The organism is Mesorhizobium sp. M0408, assembly GCF_040321495.1.
Lineage (GTDB): Bacteria > Pseudomonadota > Alphaproteobacteria > Rhizobiales > Rhizobiaceae > Mesorhizobium.
The window spans coordinates 149,451-167,232 of record NZ_JAMYRO010000017.1 but is presented as its reverse complement, the minus strand read 5'-3'; the positions used below and the strand labels follow the sequence as shown (position 1 = coordinate 167,232).

Sequence of the window (17,782 nt, the reverse complement as noted above, 5' to 3'; positions counted from 1 at the left end):
GCCGACGTCCAGCCAGAAACAAAAAACCCGCCTCAAAGGCGGGTCGTCGGGCCGAATCAGCACCATACCGAACTTAGTAGCATAGCTGCCGGCACAAAGCAAGAACAAAATGCGTTCCGACCGGCAAAAAGCGAGGTCGGTGTTCACGGACGATTGCAAGGTCGCGTTCTGTCGCTCGGAGACTTCCGATGACCTCACCCTCCTGGCTCACCGTCACCCAAGGCACAGCACCCCTGCTGGTTTCGATCCCGCATACCGGCATCGATCTCGCCGGCCTCGACAGCCGGCTGGTCTCGCCCTGGCTCGGCCGCCGTGACGCCGACTGGTGGATCGACAAGCTTTATGACTTCGCCGAGAGCCTCGGCGTGACGGTCGTGCATACGGCGATTTCGCGCACCGTTATCGACGTCAACCGCGATCCGTCCGGCGTTTCGCTCTATCCCGGCCAGACGACGACTGGGCTCTGCCCGACAGAGACCTTTGACGGCGATCAGCTCTACCGCAAGGGTGAAGAGCCGGGACCGTCGGAGATCGACGAACGCCGCGAGAAGTTCTTCGTACCCTATCATGCCGCTCTGCAGGCCGAGATCGACAGGCTGCGCGCTTTGCACGGAAAAATCGTCGTCTATGACTGCCATTCGATCCGCTCGGTGCTGCCGCGCCTTTTCGAAGGCAAATTGCCGGTCTTCAATCTCGGCACCAATGACGGCAAGAGCGCCGATCCGACGCTGCAAGCGACGGTTGGCCAGATCCTCGCCGAAACCGGCGAGAGCTACGTCGTCAACGGCCGCTTCAAGGGCGGCTGGATCACGCGCCATTTCGGCCAGCCGCAAGCCGGCGTCCACGCGCTGCAGATGGAACTCTCCAACCGCGGCTATATGCGCGAGCCCGAAGGCAAGGGCGAACCGGCTAACTGGCCGGTGCCTTACGAGGCCGAATTCGCGGCGCCGATCCGCGTCACGCTGAAGAAGATCCTGGAAACCGCGATCGCCTGGGCCGAACGCTGACGCGCGGTGCACCTCACTCGAAAGGGACAATCATGACCGATCCTCGCCACAACATCCGTGAAGTGCGCAGCCCGCGCGGCAGCGAGCTCAACGCCCGCACCTGGCTGACGGAAGCGCCGTTGCGCATGCTGATGAACAATCTCGACCCAGACGTCGCCGAAAACCCCAACGAGTTGGTCGTCTATGGCGGCATCGGCCGGGCGGCGCGCACCTGGAACGATTTCGACCGCATCGTTGCCTCGCTGAAGACGCTTGGCGACGACGAGACGTTGTTGGTGCAATCGGGCAAGCCGGTCGGCGTGTTCCGCACTCATCCTGACGCCCCGCGCGTGCTGATCGCCAATTCCAACCTGGTGCCGCACTGGGCGACATGGGAGAAATTCAACGAGCTCGATAGAAAGGGCCTGATGATGTACGGCCAGATGACGGCCGGCTCGTGGATCTACATCGGCACGCAAGGCATCGTGCAGGGCACCTACGAGACCTTCGTCGAGGCCGGCCGCCAGCATTATGGCGGCAATCTCAGGGGCAAGTGGATCCTGACCGGCGGTCTCGGCGGCATGGGCGGTGCCCAGCCGCTCGCCGCGGTCATGGCCGGCGCCTGCTGCCTGGCCGTCGAATGCGATCCCGACCGCATCGATTTCCGGCTGCGCACCCGCTATGTCGATGAGCGCGCCGACACGCTCGACGAGGCTCTGGAAAAGATCGAGCGCTGGACCAAAGCCGGTGAGGCGAAATCGGTTGGCCTGGTCGGCAACGCCGCCGACATCCTGCCGGAACTGGTTCGGCGCGGCGTGCGCCCTGACATCGTCACCGACCAGACCTCGGCGCATGACCCGCTCAATGGCTATCTGCCCAAGGGCTGGTCGCTGGCCGAGTGGCGCGAGAAGCGCACCAGCGACCCGAAGGCCGTTGAAAGAGCTGCCCGCGCGTCGATGCGCGAGCATGTCGAGGCGATGGTGGCGTTCTGGAATGCCGGCGTGCCGACGCTCGACTACGGCAACAACATCCGCCAGGTGGCGAAGGAGGAGGGGTTCGAGAATGCTTTTGCCTTCCCGGGTTTCGTGCCGGCTTATATCCGTCCGCTGTTTTGCCGCGGCATCGGCCCGTTCCGCTGGGCAGCGCTTTCCGGCGATCCCGAGGATATCTACAAGACCGACGCCAAGGTGCGCGAGCTGACCCCCGGCAACACCCATCTGCACAACTGGCTCGACATGGCGCGTGAGCGCATCGCCTTCCAGGGCCTGCCGGCGCGCATCTGCTGGGTTGGGCTTGGCGATCGCCACCGGCTCGGCCTCGCCTTCAACGAGATGGTCGCCAGGGGCGAACTGAAGGCGCCGGTGGTCATCGGCCGCGATCACCTCGATTCCGGCTCGGTCGCCTCGCCGAACCGCGAGACGGAGGCGATGAAGGACGGCTCCGATGCCGTCTCCGACTGGCCGTTGCTCAATGCCTTGCTCAACACCGCGTCCGGCGCCACCTGGGTGTCGCTGCACCATGGCGGCGGCGTCGGCATGGGCTTTTCGCAGCATGCCGGCATGGTCATCGTCGCCGACGGCACGCCCGAGGCGGCCAAGCGCCTGGAGCGGGTTCTGTGGAACGATCCGGCGACCGGCGTCATGCGCCACGCCGATGCCGGCTATGACATCGCGATCGAGTGCGCCAGGGAGAACCAGCTCAACCTGCCCGGCATTTTGGGCTGAGCCGCGCCTTGCGCATCCTTCGGGCAGCCGAATACCGGTCGATGCCGTGGAAGAACGGCGGCGGGGTGACGACGGAGATTGCCGTCTCGCCGCCAGGTGCCGGGCTCGACGATTTCGACTGGCGCGTCTCGATGGCGCTGGTCGAGGGCGGCGGCCCATTTTCCGGATTTGCCGGCGTCGACCGGACCTTGGCGTTGCTGGAAGGCGAGGGCATGATCCTCGACATCGCCGGCCGGCTACCGATCGAAATCACCAAGGCTTCCGCACCGCTTGCCTTTCCGGCCGACGTGCCGACGCAAGCCACGCTTATCGCCGGTCCGATCACCGACCTCAACGTCATGACCCGCCGCGCCCGGGCGATCCACACGGTCGAGCGCCTGCTGATTTCGGCTCCGACGGAGATCCAGGCCGAAGCCGATGAAACACTCATCCTGTGCGTCGACGGCGAACTCAGCGTGGCCGGCGCGGCGCCCATGCAACTTGGGCCGCTCGACGCGCTGTTGCTCGGGGCGCAAGCGCCGGAACCGCGCCTGGATCCGGTCCGGCCGGCCATGCTGTTCGTGATCCGCATCGACCGCATTGCCGGCAACGATTAACGTCTGTTTCCAAACATGATCGTGACGCCAGCCAAATATCGCGTAAGCTGGTAGCTGCATCACGAAAAAGCCTGAATCTTCCGCCGATCAGAAGCCGAAACGATGCTCATAGTGCCGCCTGGAAGTTGTCGAAAGACGGCATCTTGTCGTGGCGCGGAAACAAACTTTCGGCCAAGTGTTGCGATGCAACCAATTGCATTTGGACCGGTTTTAGGGACATTGCCGTGGCGGTGACGCCGCACTGCGTCCCCAACACGGAACCTTAGATGAATATCCAGACCAATCTCGCACAGATCGAAAAGACGAGCGCCAGCTTCCCGGCTGTCACCGACGTGCCGATACGCTCCAATTTCCTGCCGGAAGATCGGCTGCGCGCTTTGGGCGCAGCCCTTGCCAATGGCGACGCCAAGGACTTGTTCGGTCTGACGCCTTTCGATTTTCAGGCGCGCATCCGCGACAGCGCCAGGAAAATTCTCGATGTCTACCGTTCCACCAACGCTGCCCAGGCGAGGGGCGAAACGATCACGCCCGCGGCGCAGTGGCTGCTCGACAACAACTACCTGGTCGAGGAGACCATTTTTCAGGTCAAGCGCGACCTGCCGCGCCGCTTCTACCGCCAGTTGCCGACGCTGAAACTGTCGGATGGATCCAGCGTGCCGCGCGCACTGGCGGTCGCGTGGACCTATGTCGCGCATTCCGACAGTTCCGTCTCGTCGGCCATGTTCAAGGCGATTGTCGAAGGCTTCCAGTCCATCGAGCCGCTGAAGATTGGCGAATTATGGGCGCTGCCATCGCTGCTGCGCTTCGTCCTGATCGAGAACCTTCGCCGGATCGCGGTCCGCGTCAATCGCACGCGGGAACTGCGCCAGATCGCCAACGAGGTCGCCGATCGTGTGCTGGCGACGGACGACAGCGCCGACCGGCAGGCGATACTTTCCCACTACAGCGCCCATGCGCAGGACACCACCTTCGCCACCCAGTTGCTCTACCGGCTGCGTGACGGCTCGCAAAATGCCGGCAGGGCGCTGGAATGGCTGGAGGGCGAGCTGGAAAGGACCGGCTCCGACGCCGAGGAGATCATCCTCAGCGAGCACCACACGCTGTCCAGCGGCAACGTGACCACCGGCAACATCATCCGCGGCCTGCGCCTGATCAACGACATCGACTGGACGGTGTGGTTCGAGGGCGTCAGCCGCATCGACACCTTGCTGCGCGAACGCACCGATTTCGCCGCGCTCGATTTCTTTTCGCGCGACCAATACCGGACTGCGATCGAGGAGCTGGCGCGCCGTTCCGATCTCTCCGAATTTCGCGTTGCCGAAAGGGCGATCGAGCTCGCCGGCCATGCTGCCGATGCACCGGGCTCCGAAAGCGGTCCGATCGCTCACACCGACGTCGGCTTCTTTCTGGTCGGCCCGCGCCGGCAGGAGCTCGAGCGGTCGATCGGCTACCGGCCGACCATCGGCAAGACGCTCAACCGGACCTTCCGCAAGACCGGATGGCTGGGCATCGTCGTGCCGGTGTTTGCGCTGACGGTCCTGCTTCTGGTCGTTTCCGGCAATGCGCTTGCCAATCTCGGCCTGTCGGTGCCGTCGATCGTCCTGATGCTGGCCCTGTTCGCGGTGCCGGCCAGCGAAGGCGCGCTCGCATTCTTCAACACCGTCGTCTCGCTGTTTTTGAAGCCGACGCGTCTCATCGGCTATGATTTCAGGCACGGTGTGCCGCCCGAGGCGCGCACGCTGGTGGTGGTGCCGTCGCTGATCGGCTCGCGCGACGATGTCGAGGAGAACATCCGCAACATCGAGGTGCATCACCTCGCCAACACGGCGGGCGAAGTCTATTTCGCGCTGCTTTCCGACTGGCCGGACTCGAAGACCGAGATCGATACGGCGGATGTCGAAATCCTCGAATTCGCCCGCGCCGAAATCGCCAGGCTGAACGCCCGCTATCCCTCGGAAGGGGCGCCGCGCTTTTATCTGCTGCATCGGCGCCGGCTCTACAACGCATCGCAAGGCGTCTGGATGGGCTGGGAGCGCAAGCGCGGCAAGCTGCACGAATTGAACCTTCTGCTGCGCGGGGACAGCGACACCACCTTCCTGCCGTTGGAAGTGCCATTGCCGGAGAGCGTCGTCCACGTGATGACGCTGGACGCCGACACCCGTACCACCCGCGACGCCGTCGCTGCGCTGGCCGGCAAGCTTTGCCACCCGCTCAACCGTCCGCATTTCGATGTCGCACGGCGCGAGGTTACGGCAGGTTATTCCATCCTGCAGCCGCGTATCACCGCGTCGCTGACCAGTGGCGACGAGGCATCGTTCTTTCAGCGTGTCTTTTCCGCCAATCGCGGGCTCGATCCGTACGTCTTTGCCGTGTCGGATCTCTACCAGGACATCTTCGGCGACGGTTCCTTCACCGGCAAGGGTCTCTACCATGTCGACGCCTTCGAGGCGGCGCTGAAGGGCCGCATCGAGGAAAACACCATCCTCAGCCATGATCTGCTCGAAGGCGCCCTGGCGCGCTCGGCCTTGGTCACCGACGTCGAACTGGTCGAGGACTATCCGACCCGCTATTCGGTCGACGCGTCGCGCCACCATCGCTGGGCACGCGGCGACTGGCAGCTTCTGGGCTTCATTCTTGGCCCGCGCTCAAACGTGCCGGCGCTGTCGCGCTGGAAGATGGTGGACAATCTGCGCCGCTCGGTGACGCCGATCTTCTGGGTGATGGCCGCGATCGCCGGCTGGACGCTGCTGCCCTTCACGCAGGCCGCCCAATGGCAGGCGCTGCTGATCCTCACGCTGTTCATGGCGCCCACTTTCGACATCGTCGACGCCATCCTGCCGAAGAGCGGCGACCAGACGCCGCGCGGCCATTTCTCGGCACTGGCACGCGACGTTGCCTTCGGCACTGCCCTGGTGGCGCTGAAGATCGTGCTGATGGCGCATCTTGCCTGGATGATGGGCGACGCGATCATCCGCACGCTCTACCGCCTGTTCGTCAGCCGCCAGAACCTGCTCGAATGGCGCACCGCCTCGCAGGCACACAAGGGCGGCGACAACGATCTCGGCTCCTACTACAGCATCATGTACGGCGCGGTGATCATAGGCGTCGTCGGCCTCGCCGTCCCGGTGCTGGCCGATTCCACCGGCGCCTTCGTCGCCTTCTTCTTTGCCTTGTTCTGGATCGGCGCGCCCGCCATCGCCTGCTGGATCAGCCGTTCGGCCGAAACCGAGGACCGCCTGCGCATATCGGCCGCCGACATCCACGCGCTGCGCACCGTGGCGCGGCGTACATGGCACTATTTCGAGACCTTCGTGACGGCCGAGCATCACCATCTGCCGCCGGATAATTTCCAGGAAAGCCCGGCCCCCGTGGTGGCGCCCCGCACCTCGCCGACCAACATCGGCGTCTACCTGCTGTCGGTGATTTCGGCACGCGATTTCGGCTGGATCAGCCTCTCCGACGCAGTCAACCGCATCGACGCGACCATGTCGACCATCGAGAGCATGCCGCGCGACCGCGGCCATCTCTTCAACTGGTATGACACGACGACCCTGAAGCCGCTCTACCCGCTGTACATTTCGGCGGTCGACAGCGGCAATCTCGCCGGCCATCTGGTGGCCGTGGCCGCTGCCTGCGCCGAATGGGCCGAAGCGCCGTCGGTGCATGTGCAGGGCGACTTCGAAGGCATCCTCGACACCGTCACCATCCTCGACGAAAGCCTTGAGGAACTGCCCGACGACCGGCGTCAATTGCGGCCCTTGCGCCAGCGGCTCGCCGACCGTCTCGACGGCATGCGGCGGGCGGTCGAATTGATCAAGGCGCAGCCGGAGATGGCGTCGATCCGTACCATCAACCTGGCCGTCCTGGCCGGCGAGATACGCAAGCTCGCGACAGCCATCCACACCGAGGCCGCGTCGACCCAGAGCGACACCATCGCCGATTGGGCGGCCAGGCTCGAAGCCACCTGCGAGGCGCATGTGCACGACGCGCACAGCGACGAAAACGCCGTCGCGGCATTGCGGGCCAAGCTTCTGACGTTGCGCGAGCGCACGCGCCGTTTCGCCTTCGAGATGGATTTCTCGTTCCTGATGCGGCCCGAACGCAAGCTCTTGTCGATCGGTTACCGGGTCGAGGAGCATCAGCTCGACGAAAGCTGCTACGATCTTTTGGCCTCCGAGGCGCGGCTGACCAGCCTGTTCGCCATCGCCAAGGGCGATTTGCCGACCGAGCACTGGTTCCGGCTCGGCCGGCCGATCGTCGAGATCGGCTTCCAGGGCGCACTGATGTCCTGGTCCGGCTCGATGTTCGAATATCTGATGCCGCCACTGGTGATGAAGGAGCCGCAAGGCAGCATTCTCAACCAGACCAGCAAGCTCATCATCAAGCGCCAGATCCAGTATGGCCGTTCGAAGAACGTTCCCTGGGGGATTTCGGAAGCGGCCTACAACGCCCGCGACCGCGAGCTAACCTATCAGTACACCAATTTCGGCGTGCCCGGGCTCGGCCTGAAGCGCGGCCTTGGCCAAAACACGGTGATCGCGCCTTACGCGACCGTGTTGGCAGCGCAGTTCACGCCGCATGAATCCGTCCAGAACCTGGCCAGGCTGAGGCGGCTGGGCGCACTGGGCCGGCACGGTTTCTACGACGCGGTGGATTTCACGCCGCAACGCGTCCCCGAGGGCACCGACCACGCCGTCGTGCTCAACTACATGGCCCACCACTCCGGCATGTCGATTGCCGCGGTTGCCGATGCGATCTTCGAAGGGCGCCTGCGCGACCGCTTCCACAGCGATCCGGTGATCGAGTCGGCCGAATTGCTGCTGCAGGAACGGGCGCCGCGCGACATCCCGACTGCGACCGTCAGGACCGAGGCCGACGAGCGCTCGAAGGACGAGACCGAGCTGGAAAGCCCGGATACCCGCATTGTGCTCGATCCGCTCAGGGCGCTCCGCTCGACCAGTGTCATGTCCAATGGCCGCTATTCGGTCATGGTGACCGCCACCGGCTCCGGCTACAGCCGCTGGGGCGAACTTGCCGTCACGCGCTGGCAGCCGGATCCGACCGAGGACCGCCTTGGTTCCTATATTTTCCTGCGCGACGCCAGCAACGGCGACTGGTGGTCGGCCACCGCCGAGCCGAAGCGCGCCGCCGGCGAGCGTGCGCAAACGCTGTTCTCCGACGACAAGGCGAGCTTCGTCAAATCGATTGGATCGCTGCGTTCGGAAGTCGAGTGCATCGTCATCTCGGAAGGCAATGGTGAGGGCCGACGGGTGACGCTCCACAATGATGGCCCCGCCGACCGGCATATCGAAGTAACCTCGTTTGCCGAACTGGTGCTGGGCTCCGAGCCCTCGGATAATGCCCATCCGGCTTTTTCGAAGATGTTCGTGGAAACCGAGATCGCGCCGAACAACGGCGCGATCTTCGCCACCAGGGGCAAGCGCGAAAAGGACGAACCCGACGTCACCATGGTGCATTTCGTCACCGACCCGTCTGGATCGGCGCGAGACGCCGAGGCGGAAACCGACAGGCGCGCCTTCATCGGCCGCGGCCGCACCATCACCGAAGCGGCTGCCTTTGATCCCGGCGCCAAGCTTGGCGGCCATTCCGGCTTCACCCTGGATCCGATCGCATCGCTTCGCCGGCAGGTGCGCGTGCCGGCCAACAAGAAGATTTCGCTGACGTTCTGGACCGTCGTCGGTACCCATCGCGCCGAATTGGATGCCGCCATCGCACGGCTCGACCATCCCGAAAGCTTCGCCCGCCAGGCGATGCTCGCCTGGACGCGCTCGCAGGTGCAGACCCGGCACCTTGGCCTCAGCCTGTCCGACGCCGCCAATGTGCAGAAGCTGGCGCGCTATCTGATCTATCCCGATCCGTTCCTGCGCCTTCCGGGCGAATCCATCGTCTCCGGGCTCGGCAGGCAGTCCAGCCTGTGGCCGACCAGCATATCCGGCGATTTTCCGATTTTCCTGGTCAGGATCGCCGATGTCGCCGATCTGGAGATCGTCGCCCAGGCGCTTCGCTTCCAGGAATACATGCGCGCCCGCGGCATGATGATCGATTTTGTCGTCGTCAACGAGCAGGCGTCATCCTACGTGCAGGACCTGCAGCGCGCGGTGGAGACGCTGTGCGAAAACAGCCGGTTGCGCGGCAAGGAACTCGGACCCCGCCAGCACATCTTCGCAGTGCGCCGCGATCTGATGGAGGAAACGACCTACAGGACCTTGCTCGCCGTCGCTCGGGTGGTGCTGCATACGCGCAACGGCACCATCTTCGACCAGATCGAGCGCGCCGAGGCCGCGGCACTGCAGGCGCGGGACGCCGCCCTCCAGCCGGCAGACCTTGCAGCGCTTCGCGAGCCGTCCTTGCCGGTGCCGACGTCGCAAGCATCTGCGGCCCAGGCACTGATCGAGGGCCGCGTCGACGGCAGCGGGCTCGACCAATGGAACGGTTTCGGCGGCTTCGACGGCGACGGACGCCACTACGTCGTGCGTCTTGCCGGCCGGCGCACGACGCCGCAGCCGTGGATCAACGTCATCTCCAACCCATCGTTCGGGTTCCACATATCGGCTGAAGGCGCTGCCTTCACCTGGAGCCGCAACAGCCGCGACTATCAGTTGACGCCATGGTCGAACGATCCGGTCACCAACCGGCCGGGCGAGGGCATCTATATCTACGATCATGCCAGTGGCAGGGCGTTCTCGCCAATGGCTGCCGTGGTGCGTGATCCGACAATGACCTACGAAACCTGGCACGGGCAGGGTTTTTCGACGTTCCGCTCAAAACGCGGGCCGCTGTCGATGGACCTGACCCATGTTGTCGATCCCGTCGATCCGGTGAAGATATCGCGGCTGCGCATCCAGAATTCGGGTTCGGTGCCGATGCGGCTGCGCGTCTACGCCTATGCGGAATGGGTTCTTGGCGGCCATCGCTCGCGCACCGCTGCAAGCATCGTTCCGTCGAGGGATGCCGCAACCGGCGCATTGCTGGCGCAAAATCCCTATGGGCTCGATTTCGGCGAGCGGATCGCCTTTCTGGCCGCCGACGGTGCTGTGCATTCGGTCACCGCCGATCGCGGCGAGTTCATCGGCAGGCAAGGCACGAGCGAGTTTCCGCATGCCGTGCTGAGCGGCGCCGGCCTGTCCGGCCGTGTCGAGGCCGGCGACGATCCCTGCGCGGCCATCGCACGCGACATCGACATCGCTGCCGGCGGCGACGTCACGCTGCTCTGGCTGCTCGGCGACGCGGCCTCGCCCGAGGCGGCCAGGGCGCTGGTGCAGACCCATCGCTCAAGGGATTTCGATCAGCGGCTGGCCGACAACGAGCGCACATGGCGCGGCTTTCTCGACACAATCCAGGTCGAGACGCCGGACAAGGCACTCGACGCTATGGTCAATCACTGGCTGCCCTATCAGAGCCTGGCCTGCCGCATCCGTGCCCGCTCTGCGTTCTATCAGGCGAGCGGTGCCTTCGGCTTCCGCGATCAGTTGCAGGATACCTTGGCTTTGCTGGCGCATGACCCCAAGCTGGCGCGTGATCAGATACTCAATGCGGCGCGGCGGCAATTCCCCGAAGGCGACGTGCAGCATTGGTGGCTGCCGCGCACCGAGGCCGGCGTCCGCACCATGATCTCGGACGACGTCGTCTGGCTGGCCCACGCCACGGCCCGCTACCTGCTGGTGACCGGCGACACCGCGATCCTGAAGGAGCAACTGCCCTTCATCGAAGGGCAGGCGCTAGGCGAAGGCGAGCACGATGCTTTCTTCATCCCAGAAATCTCGAAGAAGACAGCCTCGCTCTACGACCATTGCGCGCGGGCGCTCGATCTTGCCGTCAAGCGCAGCAGCCCAGCCGGGCTGCCGCTGATCCTCGGCGGCGACTGGAACGACGGCATGAACCGCGTCGGCGAGCACGGCAAGGGCGAGAGCGTGTGGCTGGGCTGGTTCCTGCTGAAGACGCTGGGCGACTTTGCCGCTGTCGCCAAGGCGGAGCGCGATGCCAAGCGCGTGCAGGCCTGGACGAAGCACGCCGAGGTGCTGAAGCGGGCGCTGGAAAGCACCGCCTGGGATGGCGAGTGGTATCGGCGCGGCAGCTTCGACGACGGCACGCCGCTCGGCTCGCGCAAGTCGGACGAGTGCAAGATCGACTCGATCGCCCAGTCCTGGAGCGTGCTTTCGGGCGAGGGCGACCCGGCGCGGTCGACCACGGCAATGGCGCAGGCGATGAAAGCGCTCGTCGACGACGACCTCAAGATCGCCAAACTGTTCACCCCGCCCTTCTCGAAGACTGAAAAGGACCCGGGCTACATCAAGAGCTATCCGCCGGGGGTCCGTGAAAACGGCGGCCAATACACGCACGCGGCAACATGGTTCGTCATTGCGCTAGCCGAGATGGGTCGCACCGACGATTCCTACCGTTGCCTTTCAATGCTCAATCCGGTCAACCATGCGCTCGACGAAGCCGCGGCAGAGCGCTACCGGGTGGAACCTTATGTCGTCGCGGCCGACGTTTATTCCGGGCAAGACAAGGGCGGCCGAGGCGGCTGGACCTGGTATACCGGGTCGGCGGGCTGGCTTTATCGAGCTGCGGTCGAGAGCATTCTCGGCATAGAGCGCCGCGGACAGCGCCTCCAGTTCACGCCGAGACTTCCTAGCCATTGGGACGGCTATTCGGCAACTCTGAAGATGCTGGGCGCCGAGATCAAGGTACGCGTCGTCCGCGACAAAAAGGCCCGGGCCATCTCACTTGAAGTGAATGGCACGAAGACCAAATCTTCGTCCTTCGAGCCAAAAGCCGGAGATAGTGCCGAGGTGGTCGTCAGAATACCGGCCTAGATTCAAGGGCTTGGAGCGTCGCTTAGCGTTCCCAGGGCACGCACGGGCGCTCCAAGTGCCTCTACCGGTTATATTTGCGTTTGACCTTGCTGAATGCCTGCACACGACTTTAGACGTCGTGCCCAGGGTCTTGCTGATTAAAATTGTGGCAGTGCTTTCCAGCTGCCATGATTTTGCCGCAACGCTGACATTTCACCTTTTATCTCAAACTGTTAGACGATCACGGCAAATTTCGAAGCGTCGTCATCTTTTGTTCGCGGAATGGGAACGGAAGAGCTAGACGAGCATTGTTTTGCGACGCGTCAACCGATACGAGTCAAAAAATGACGCACTGCACCATAAATAATTGGCGGAGTAGCTGAAGTGTCACTTCTGCAAATCTACTGGCGAGCCCTTGGTTATCTCGCTGCCGACAGGAAACGCGTTGCGTTTATCTGCGGGGCGAATGTCGCGCTTGCCATTATCGCCATTCTCGAGCCGATCATGTTCGGCCGGGTGATCGATGCCATTTCGGACCGCGGCTCGGTGTTCTCGACGCTCGCAATGTGGGCCGGCATCGGCGCTTTCAATATCGTCGCCTTCGTTCTGGTGGCGCGCGGCGCTGATCGCTTTGCCCACCAGCGGCGCAGCGAGGTTCTTTGCCAGTCGTTCGAGCGCGTCATCACCATGCCGCTTGCCTGGCATCATCAGCGCGGCACCTCCAATTCCCTGCACACGCTTCTGCGGGCGGTCGAGACCCTGTTCAGCCTCTGGCTCGAATTCATGCGGCAGCACCTGTCGACAGCGGTCGCGTTGGTTCTGCTGGTGCCCACGGCGCTCAGCATGGATATCCGCATGTCGATGGTGCTGCTGGCGCTTGGCGCGCTCTATGTCGGCATCGGACGGCTGGTGATGCGGCGCACCAAGGAAGGCCAGGCGGCCGTGGAGCGTCACTACCACAAGGTGTTTGCGCATGTGACCGACTCGGTCAGCAACGTCGCCGTCCTCCAGAGCTACAACCGCATCGGCCACGAGACCGAGGCGCTGAAGCGCTACGTCAAGAATCTGCTCGATGTGCAGAACCCCGTGCTCGACTGGTGGGCAATGGCCAACGCGCTGCATCGCCTGTCGTCGACGATTTCGATGATGGTGGTGCTTCTGATTGGCGCCTACCTGGTGACGCACGGCCAGTTGCGCATCGGCGACGTCATAGCCTTTACCGGCTTTGCCACGCTGCTGATTGCCCGGCTCGACCAGATGTCGGCTTTCGCCAACCAGATTTCCGAGGCACGCGCCAAGCTCGAGGAATTCTATCATCTCGAGGACTCCGCTTCCGATGCCGCCGAGCCCGACGGGCTGCGCGACCTCGTCAACGTCACGGGTCACGTGCGTTTCGAGAACGTCTGCTTCGAGTTCGGCAATTCCGGGCAGGGCGTCGACGACGCGTCGTTCGAGGTCCAGGCCGGCCAGACCGTCGCCATCGTCGGCCCCACGGGCGCCGGCAAGACGACGCTCATCAACCTTCTGCAGCGCGTCTTCACCCCGTCCAGCGGCCGTATCCTGATCGACGGCATCGACACCCGCACGGTGACCCGCAAGTCGCTGCGCCATTCGATCGCCACCGTCTTCCAGGATGCCGGCCTGCTCAACCGCTCGATCGAGGACAACATCCGCGTCGGCCGCGCGGAGGCGACCTATGACGAGGTCCATGCCGCGGCCAATGCCGCCGCCGCGCAGGATTTCATCCTGTCAAAGTGCGAGGGCTACGACACGGTCGTCGGCGAACGCGGCGGACAGCTGTCCGGTGGCGAGCGCCAGCGCATCGCGATCGCCCGCGCCGTGCTGAAGGACGCGCCCATCCTGGTTCTCGACGAGGCGACCAGCGCGCTCGACGTCGAGACGGAAGACCGCGTCAAGGACGCCATCGACGAATTGCGGCGCGGCCGCACCACCTTCATCATCGCCCACCGCCTGACCACCGTTCGCGACGCCGATCTGGTCGTGTTCATGGACAAGGGCCGGGTGGTCGAGATGGGCGGGTTCACCGAACTGTCGCTGCGCAACGGTCGCTTCGCCAGCCTGCTGCGCGCCGGCGGCCTGCTCAACGACGAGGAGGTCCGCCGCCTCAGCCGTCCGGTGAACGAAGCCGCCTGAGCAGCGCGGCTTGCCTTCTCCCCTTGCGGGAGAAGGTGGCCTCGCGAAGCGAGGTCGGATGAGGGGTGCTCCAGCTTGGCGCAAATCTTCATCCAAATCCAGACTTCGGCGCACGGCGATCATTGGCGCCTCACTCCGTCCAGCACCCCTCATCCGGCTCGACGCTACGCGCCGATCCACCTTCTCCCGCAAGGGGAGAAGGGAAGACGTACCGCCGCTGCGGTTGCCGCAACTCCGCCGGCGGTCTATGTAAAGCCGCATGAGCGATACGACTTCACGCCTCTCCGGCTGGATGGACCTTGCCAACCCGACGCGGTTCGTCGCGCTGGTCGACAAGGTGGTGCCGTGGTTGGCGAGCGTGGCCGCCATCGTCCTCGGCGTGGGTCTCTATATGAGCTTCACGGCGCCTGAGGACTTCCAGCAGGGCATCACCGTTCGCATCATGTATATCCACGTGCCTTTCGCCTGGCTTGCCATGATGTGCTACACGCTGATGGCGGTCTCGGCACTGGGCACGCTGGTCTGGCGCCATCCGCTGGCTGACGTGGCGCTAAAATCGGCGGCACCCATCGGCGCCGTCTTCACCGCCCTTGCACTGATCACCGGTTCGATCTGGGGCAAGCCGATGTGGGGCACCTGGTGGGTGTGGGACGCGCGGCTGACCTCGGTCTTCATACTGTTCCTGATGTATCTCGGCATCATCGCGCTGACCCGCGCGCTCGACGATGCCGGGCGCGCCGCCTGGGCCGCCGCCATCATCACCCTGGTCGGCTTCATCAACATTCCGATCATCAAATTTTCGGTCGACTGGTGGAACACGCTGCATCAGCCGGCGTCGGTGTTCCGGCTTGGCGGGCCGACCATCGATCCAAGCCTGTTGTGGCCGTTGCTGGTGATGGCACTCGGCTTCACAGTGCTGTTCTTCGCGCTGCATCTGATGGCGATGCGCACCGAGATCCGGCGCCGCCGCGTCATTTCGATGCGCCGGGTTGCCGCGAGGCAGGCTAACTGACCGCCGTCGAGTTCCTTCGCGCCCCCCTCTGGCCTGCCGGCCATCTCCCCCTCCAGGGGGGAGATTGAATGTCACGTATCGTTTCGCCAATCGCGAATGTTGAAAGAGAGGCGCTACCGGCGAAGCTACCGATCTCCCCCCTTGAGGGGGAGATGGCCGGCAGGCCAGAGGGGGGCGCTGTCCGGGCGCTGTCCCTCCAGCGTTTGAAGGATTTTGTACCTGAAGCGCACGCGCTCCAGCTGGACTCACCCCATCCGTCCTCGCGCCTTGACCGGGAGCGTCTCGATCACCTTGTCGCCTTCGATCAGATGCACCTCGTCGAACAGGTTGGTGACGACGCAGCAATGGTCGGGCACGACGCGCACGCGCTCGCCGATGCGAAGCTCGGCGCCGCCTGACAGCGTGACGTTGCCGTGCTCTTCGCTGAGGCTGGTCACCCTTGCGCCTGAAATGCCCAGCAGCTCGCCGAAATCGGCGAGCCCCAGCGTATCGCTGGACAGGGCCTTGCTGCCGGCGTCGAGGATGGCGCGTATCGGCGTTGGGTGGCTGACCACCGTCGACAGCACCGTCAGTGCGCAATCGTCGAGGCTGCCGACGCCTTTGGCGACCTGGTAGCGGTCGAGATAGATGTAGGTGCCGGGCCGGTATTCGGTAACGACGCTATGCTCGCCGGAACGCCACATATCGGGTGTGCCGCCGCTGGAGATGCGCTCGCAAGAAAGGCCGGCTGCGGCAAGTGCTTGCTGCGCATCGGCGAGCCACGCCTCGGTCTCGGCGGCGCGGCCAGCCCCCGGGTAGGTCATCAAGCCGCCGAAGACGAGCCCCCGGACCTTGTCGATCTCGCTCGCCAGCGCGACTGCCTCGCCGGCCGACTGCACACCGCAGCGGCCCATGCCGGTGTCGCATTCGACCAGCACCGGCAGGCGGTGGCCGGGATCGGTAAAGGTGGCGGCAAGTCCCATCAGCGTGTCCATGCTGTCCGTTGTCACCGACAGGGTTACGCGGCCGTGCAGCGCCTTGAGGCGCTCCAGCTTGGCCCGCCCGAGGATATTGTAGGGCAGAAAGATGTCGGTCAGTCCGGCGTCGGCCATGACCTCGGCCTCGCCGATCTTCTGGCAGGTGATGCCGACGGCGCCGGCCGCGATCTGCTTCTTTGCCCAGTAGGGCAGTTTGTGGGTCTTGATGTGCGGCCTGAGCTTCAGCCCGTGCCGGTCGGCATGGGCCTGCGCCCGCGCGATATTGGCTTCGGCGCGGCCGGCATCGATCAGGATCGCCGGCGTATCGAGGTCGTCTATGCTGCGCATGGTCTCACCATCCGAAAATTGGTTGACCTTATGGCCCTGATCGGACCGCATGTCATGGGGCCAGCGACAGCAGTTTGCATCGACACCGGATGGACGTTCGGCTATTGCGGTTTGAGCAATTCCAGGAAAAGTGTGAAACGGTTTTCCGTCCGGAATTGCGTCCAAAAAAAGATAGAACGGTTCATCGTTTCCGTGAAACGATGAACCGTTCTAGCGCTCGCAAAGCGACGGGAAGGAACCACGATCATGAAACGCTCCGCCATCAACGATATCATCCGCGACGCCGACGCCTTCATCCGCTCGTTCGGCTACATCATGCCGCCCTTCGCCTACTGGTCGCCGGAAGAGATGAAGGCGCGCCGGCAGGATTCGTCGGCAATCTTCTCGTCGCGGCTTGGCTGGGACATCACCGACTACGGCCAGGAGAAATTCGACGAGCTCGGCCTGTTCCTGTTCACCGTTCGCAACGGCCGCTACGAGGACATGAAGAAGGGCATGGGCATGCTTTATGCCGAAAAGATCATGATCTCGCGCAAGGATCAGCTGTCGCCGATGCACCGCCACAACATCAAGGCCGAGGACATCATCAACCGTGGCGGCGGCAAGCTGGTGCTGGAGCTGTTCATGCATGATCGCGATGGCGGCATCGATCCGAAGGCCGAAGTATCGGTGCCTGTCGACGGAACCATCCACAGACTACCTGCGGGTGGGCTCCTGAAGCTCGACCCAGGCCAGAGCGTCACTTTGCTGCCGGGTGTCTGGCATGCCTTCTGGGCCGAGGGCAAGGACGTGCTGATCGGCGAGGTCTCGACCGTCAACGACGATCTCACCGACAACGTCTTCCGCGAGCCGATCGGCCGCTTCGCGGACATCGACGAGGACACAGCACCGCTGCACCTGCTGGTATCCGATTATGAGAAGTGGGTGGGGTAGGGGAGGAGGTGGCGCTGGTTGGAAATGCCGGAACCGATAGCTAGGAGTCCCAATTCAGCTGCTGCAAAAATGTCCGAATACCGATTGTGCTGTCACTGAATTCGCTCGTGCTGTGCAGTGAAAAAACGATATCCACCGTGGGCGGCGCTTCTATTCTCGCTATTATTAGGCGCACTCCGTCATCCAGGTCTCAACGCCCGTTTCTCGTTTCCAATTTCCTCCCACTTGCTGAAGTCGGGGGGAGGAATCGTCGAATT

The 17,782-nt window shown here is 64.0% G+C and carries 8 protein-coding genes; 7 read left to right on the top strand and 1 reads right to left on the bottom strand.

Going from position 1 to position 17,782, the window contains the following annotated elements; genetic code table 11:
• The first annotated feature begins 188 nt into the window (after positions 1–188).
• The 6 genes from hutG (at position 189) to NKI67_RS20955 (ending at position 15,288) form a co-directional block, all read left to right on the top strand.
• Positions 189–1,007, top strand: coding sequence for an N-formylglutamate deformylase (gene hutG / locus NKI67_RS20980; protein WP_352646598.1), 819 nt, complete (start codon positions 189–191; stop codon positions 1,005–1,007).
• A gap of 32 nt (positions 1,008–1,039) precedes the next feature.
• On the top strand, positions 1,040–2,710 hold the full coding sequence (hutU, locus tag NKI67_RS20975) for a urocanate hydratase (protein WP_352457143.1): 1,671 nt from the start codon (positions 1,040–1,042) through the stop codon (positions 2,708–2,710).
• A gap of 8 nt (positions 2,711–2,718) precedes the next feature.
• Positions 2,719–3,306, top strand: a complete 588-nt coding sequence (locus NKI67_RS20970; protein ID WP_352625038.1) for a HutD/Ves family protein — start codon at positions 2,719–2,721, stop codon at positions 3,304–3,306.
• A 266-nt stretch (positions 3,307–3,572) separates the two neighbouring features.
• Positions 3,573–12,143, top strand: a complete 8,571-nt coding sequence (locus tag NKI67_RS20965) for a glycoside hydrolase family 94 protein (RefSeq protein ID WP_352646596.1) — start codon at positions 3,573–3,575, stop codon at positions 12,141–12,143.
• A gap of 363 nt (positions 12,144–12,506) precedes the next feature.
• Positions 12,507–14,276, top strand: coding sequence for a glucan ABC transporter ATP-binding protein/ permease (locus NKI67_RS20960; protein ID WP_023674425.1), 1,770 nt, complete (start codon positions 12,507–12,509; stop codon positions 14,274–14,276).
• 259 nt (positions 14,277–14,535) lie between these two features.
• Positions 14,536–15,288 carry a heme ABC transporter permease gene (locus NKI67_RS20955; protein WP_023674426.1) on the top strand — a complete coding sequence of 251 codons (753 nt, stop codon included), beginning with the start codon at positions 14,536–14,538 and terminating at the stop codon, positions 15,286–15,288.
• A 245-nt stretch (positions 15,289–15,533) separates the two neighbouring features.
• On the opposite strand, the gene NKI67_RS20950 is transcribed toward NKI67_RS20955, so the two are convergent.
• Positions 15,534–16,592, bottom strand: coding sequence for a D-TA family PLP-dependent enzyme (locus NKI67_RS20950; RefSeq protein ID WP_023674427.1), 1,059 nt, complete (start codon positions 16,590–16,592; stop codon positions 15,534–15,536).
• 246 nt (positions 16,593–16,838) lie between these two features.
• On the opposite strand from NKI67_RS20950, the gene NKI67_RS20945 reads away from it, so the two are divergent.
• Positions 16,839–17,525 carry a D-lyxose/D-mannose family sugar isomerase gene (locus NKI67_RS20945; protein WP_023674428.1) on the top strand — a complete coding sequence of 229 codons (687 nt, stop codon included), beginning with the start codon at positions 16,839–16,841 and terminating at the stop codon, positions 17,523–17,525.
• Positions 17,526–17,782 lie beyond the last annotated feature (257 nt).

Bases quoted from the DNA above. Each gene is read 5' to 3' on its own strand.
- hutG (WP_352646598.1), top strand. From the start codon at position 189: ATGACCTCACCCTCCTGGCTCACCGTCACCCAAGGCACAGCACCCCTG.
- hutU (WP_352457143.1), top strand. From the start codon at position 1,040: ATGACCGATCCTCGCCACAACATCCGTGAAGTGCGCAGCCCGCGCGGC.
- NKI67_RS20965 (WP_352646596.1), top strand. From the start codon at position 3,573: ATGAATATCCAGACCAATCTCGCACAGATCGAAAAGACGAGCGCCAGC.
- NKI67_RS20955 (WP_023674426.1), top strand. From the start codon at position 14,536: ATGAGCGATACGACTTCACGCCTCTCCGGCTGGATGGACCTTGCCAAC.
- NKI67_RS20950 (WP_023674427.1), bottom strand. From the start codon at position 16,592: ATGCGCAGCATAGACGACCTCGATACGCCGGCGATCCTGATCGATGCC.
- NKI67_RS20945 (WP_023674428.1), top strand. From the start codon at position 16,839: ATGAAACGCTCCGCCATCAACGATATCATCCGCGACGCCGACGCCTTC.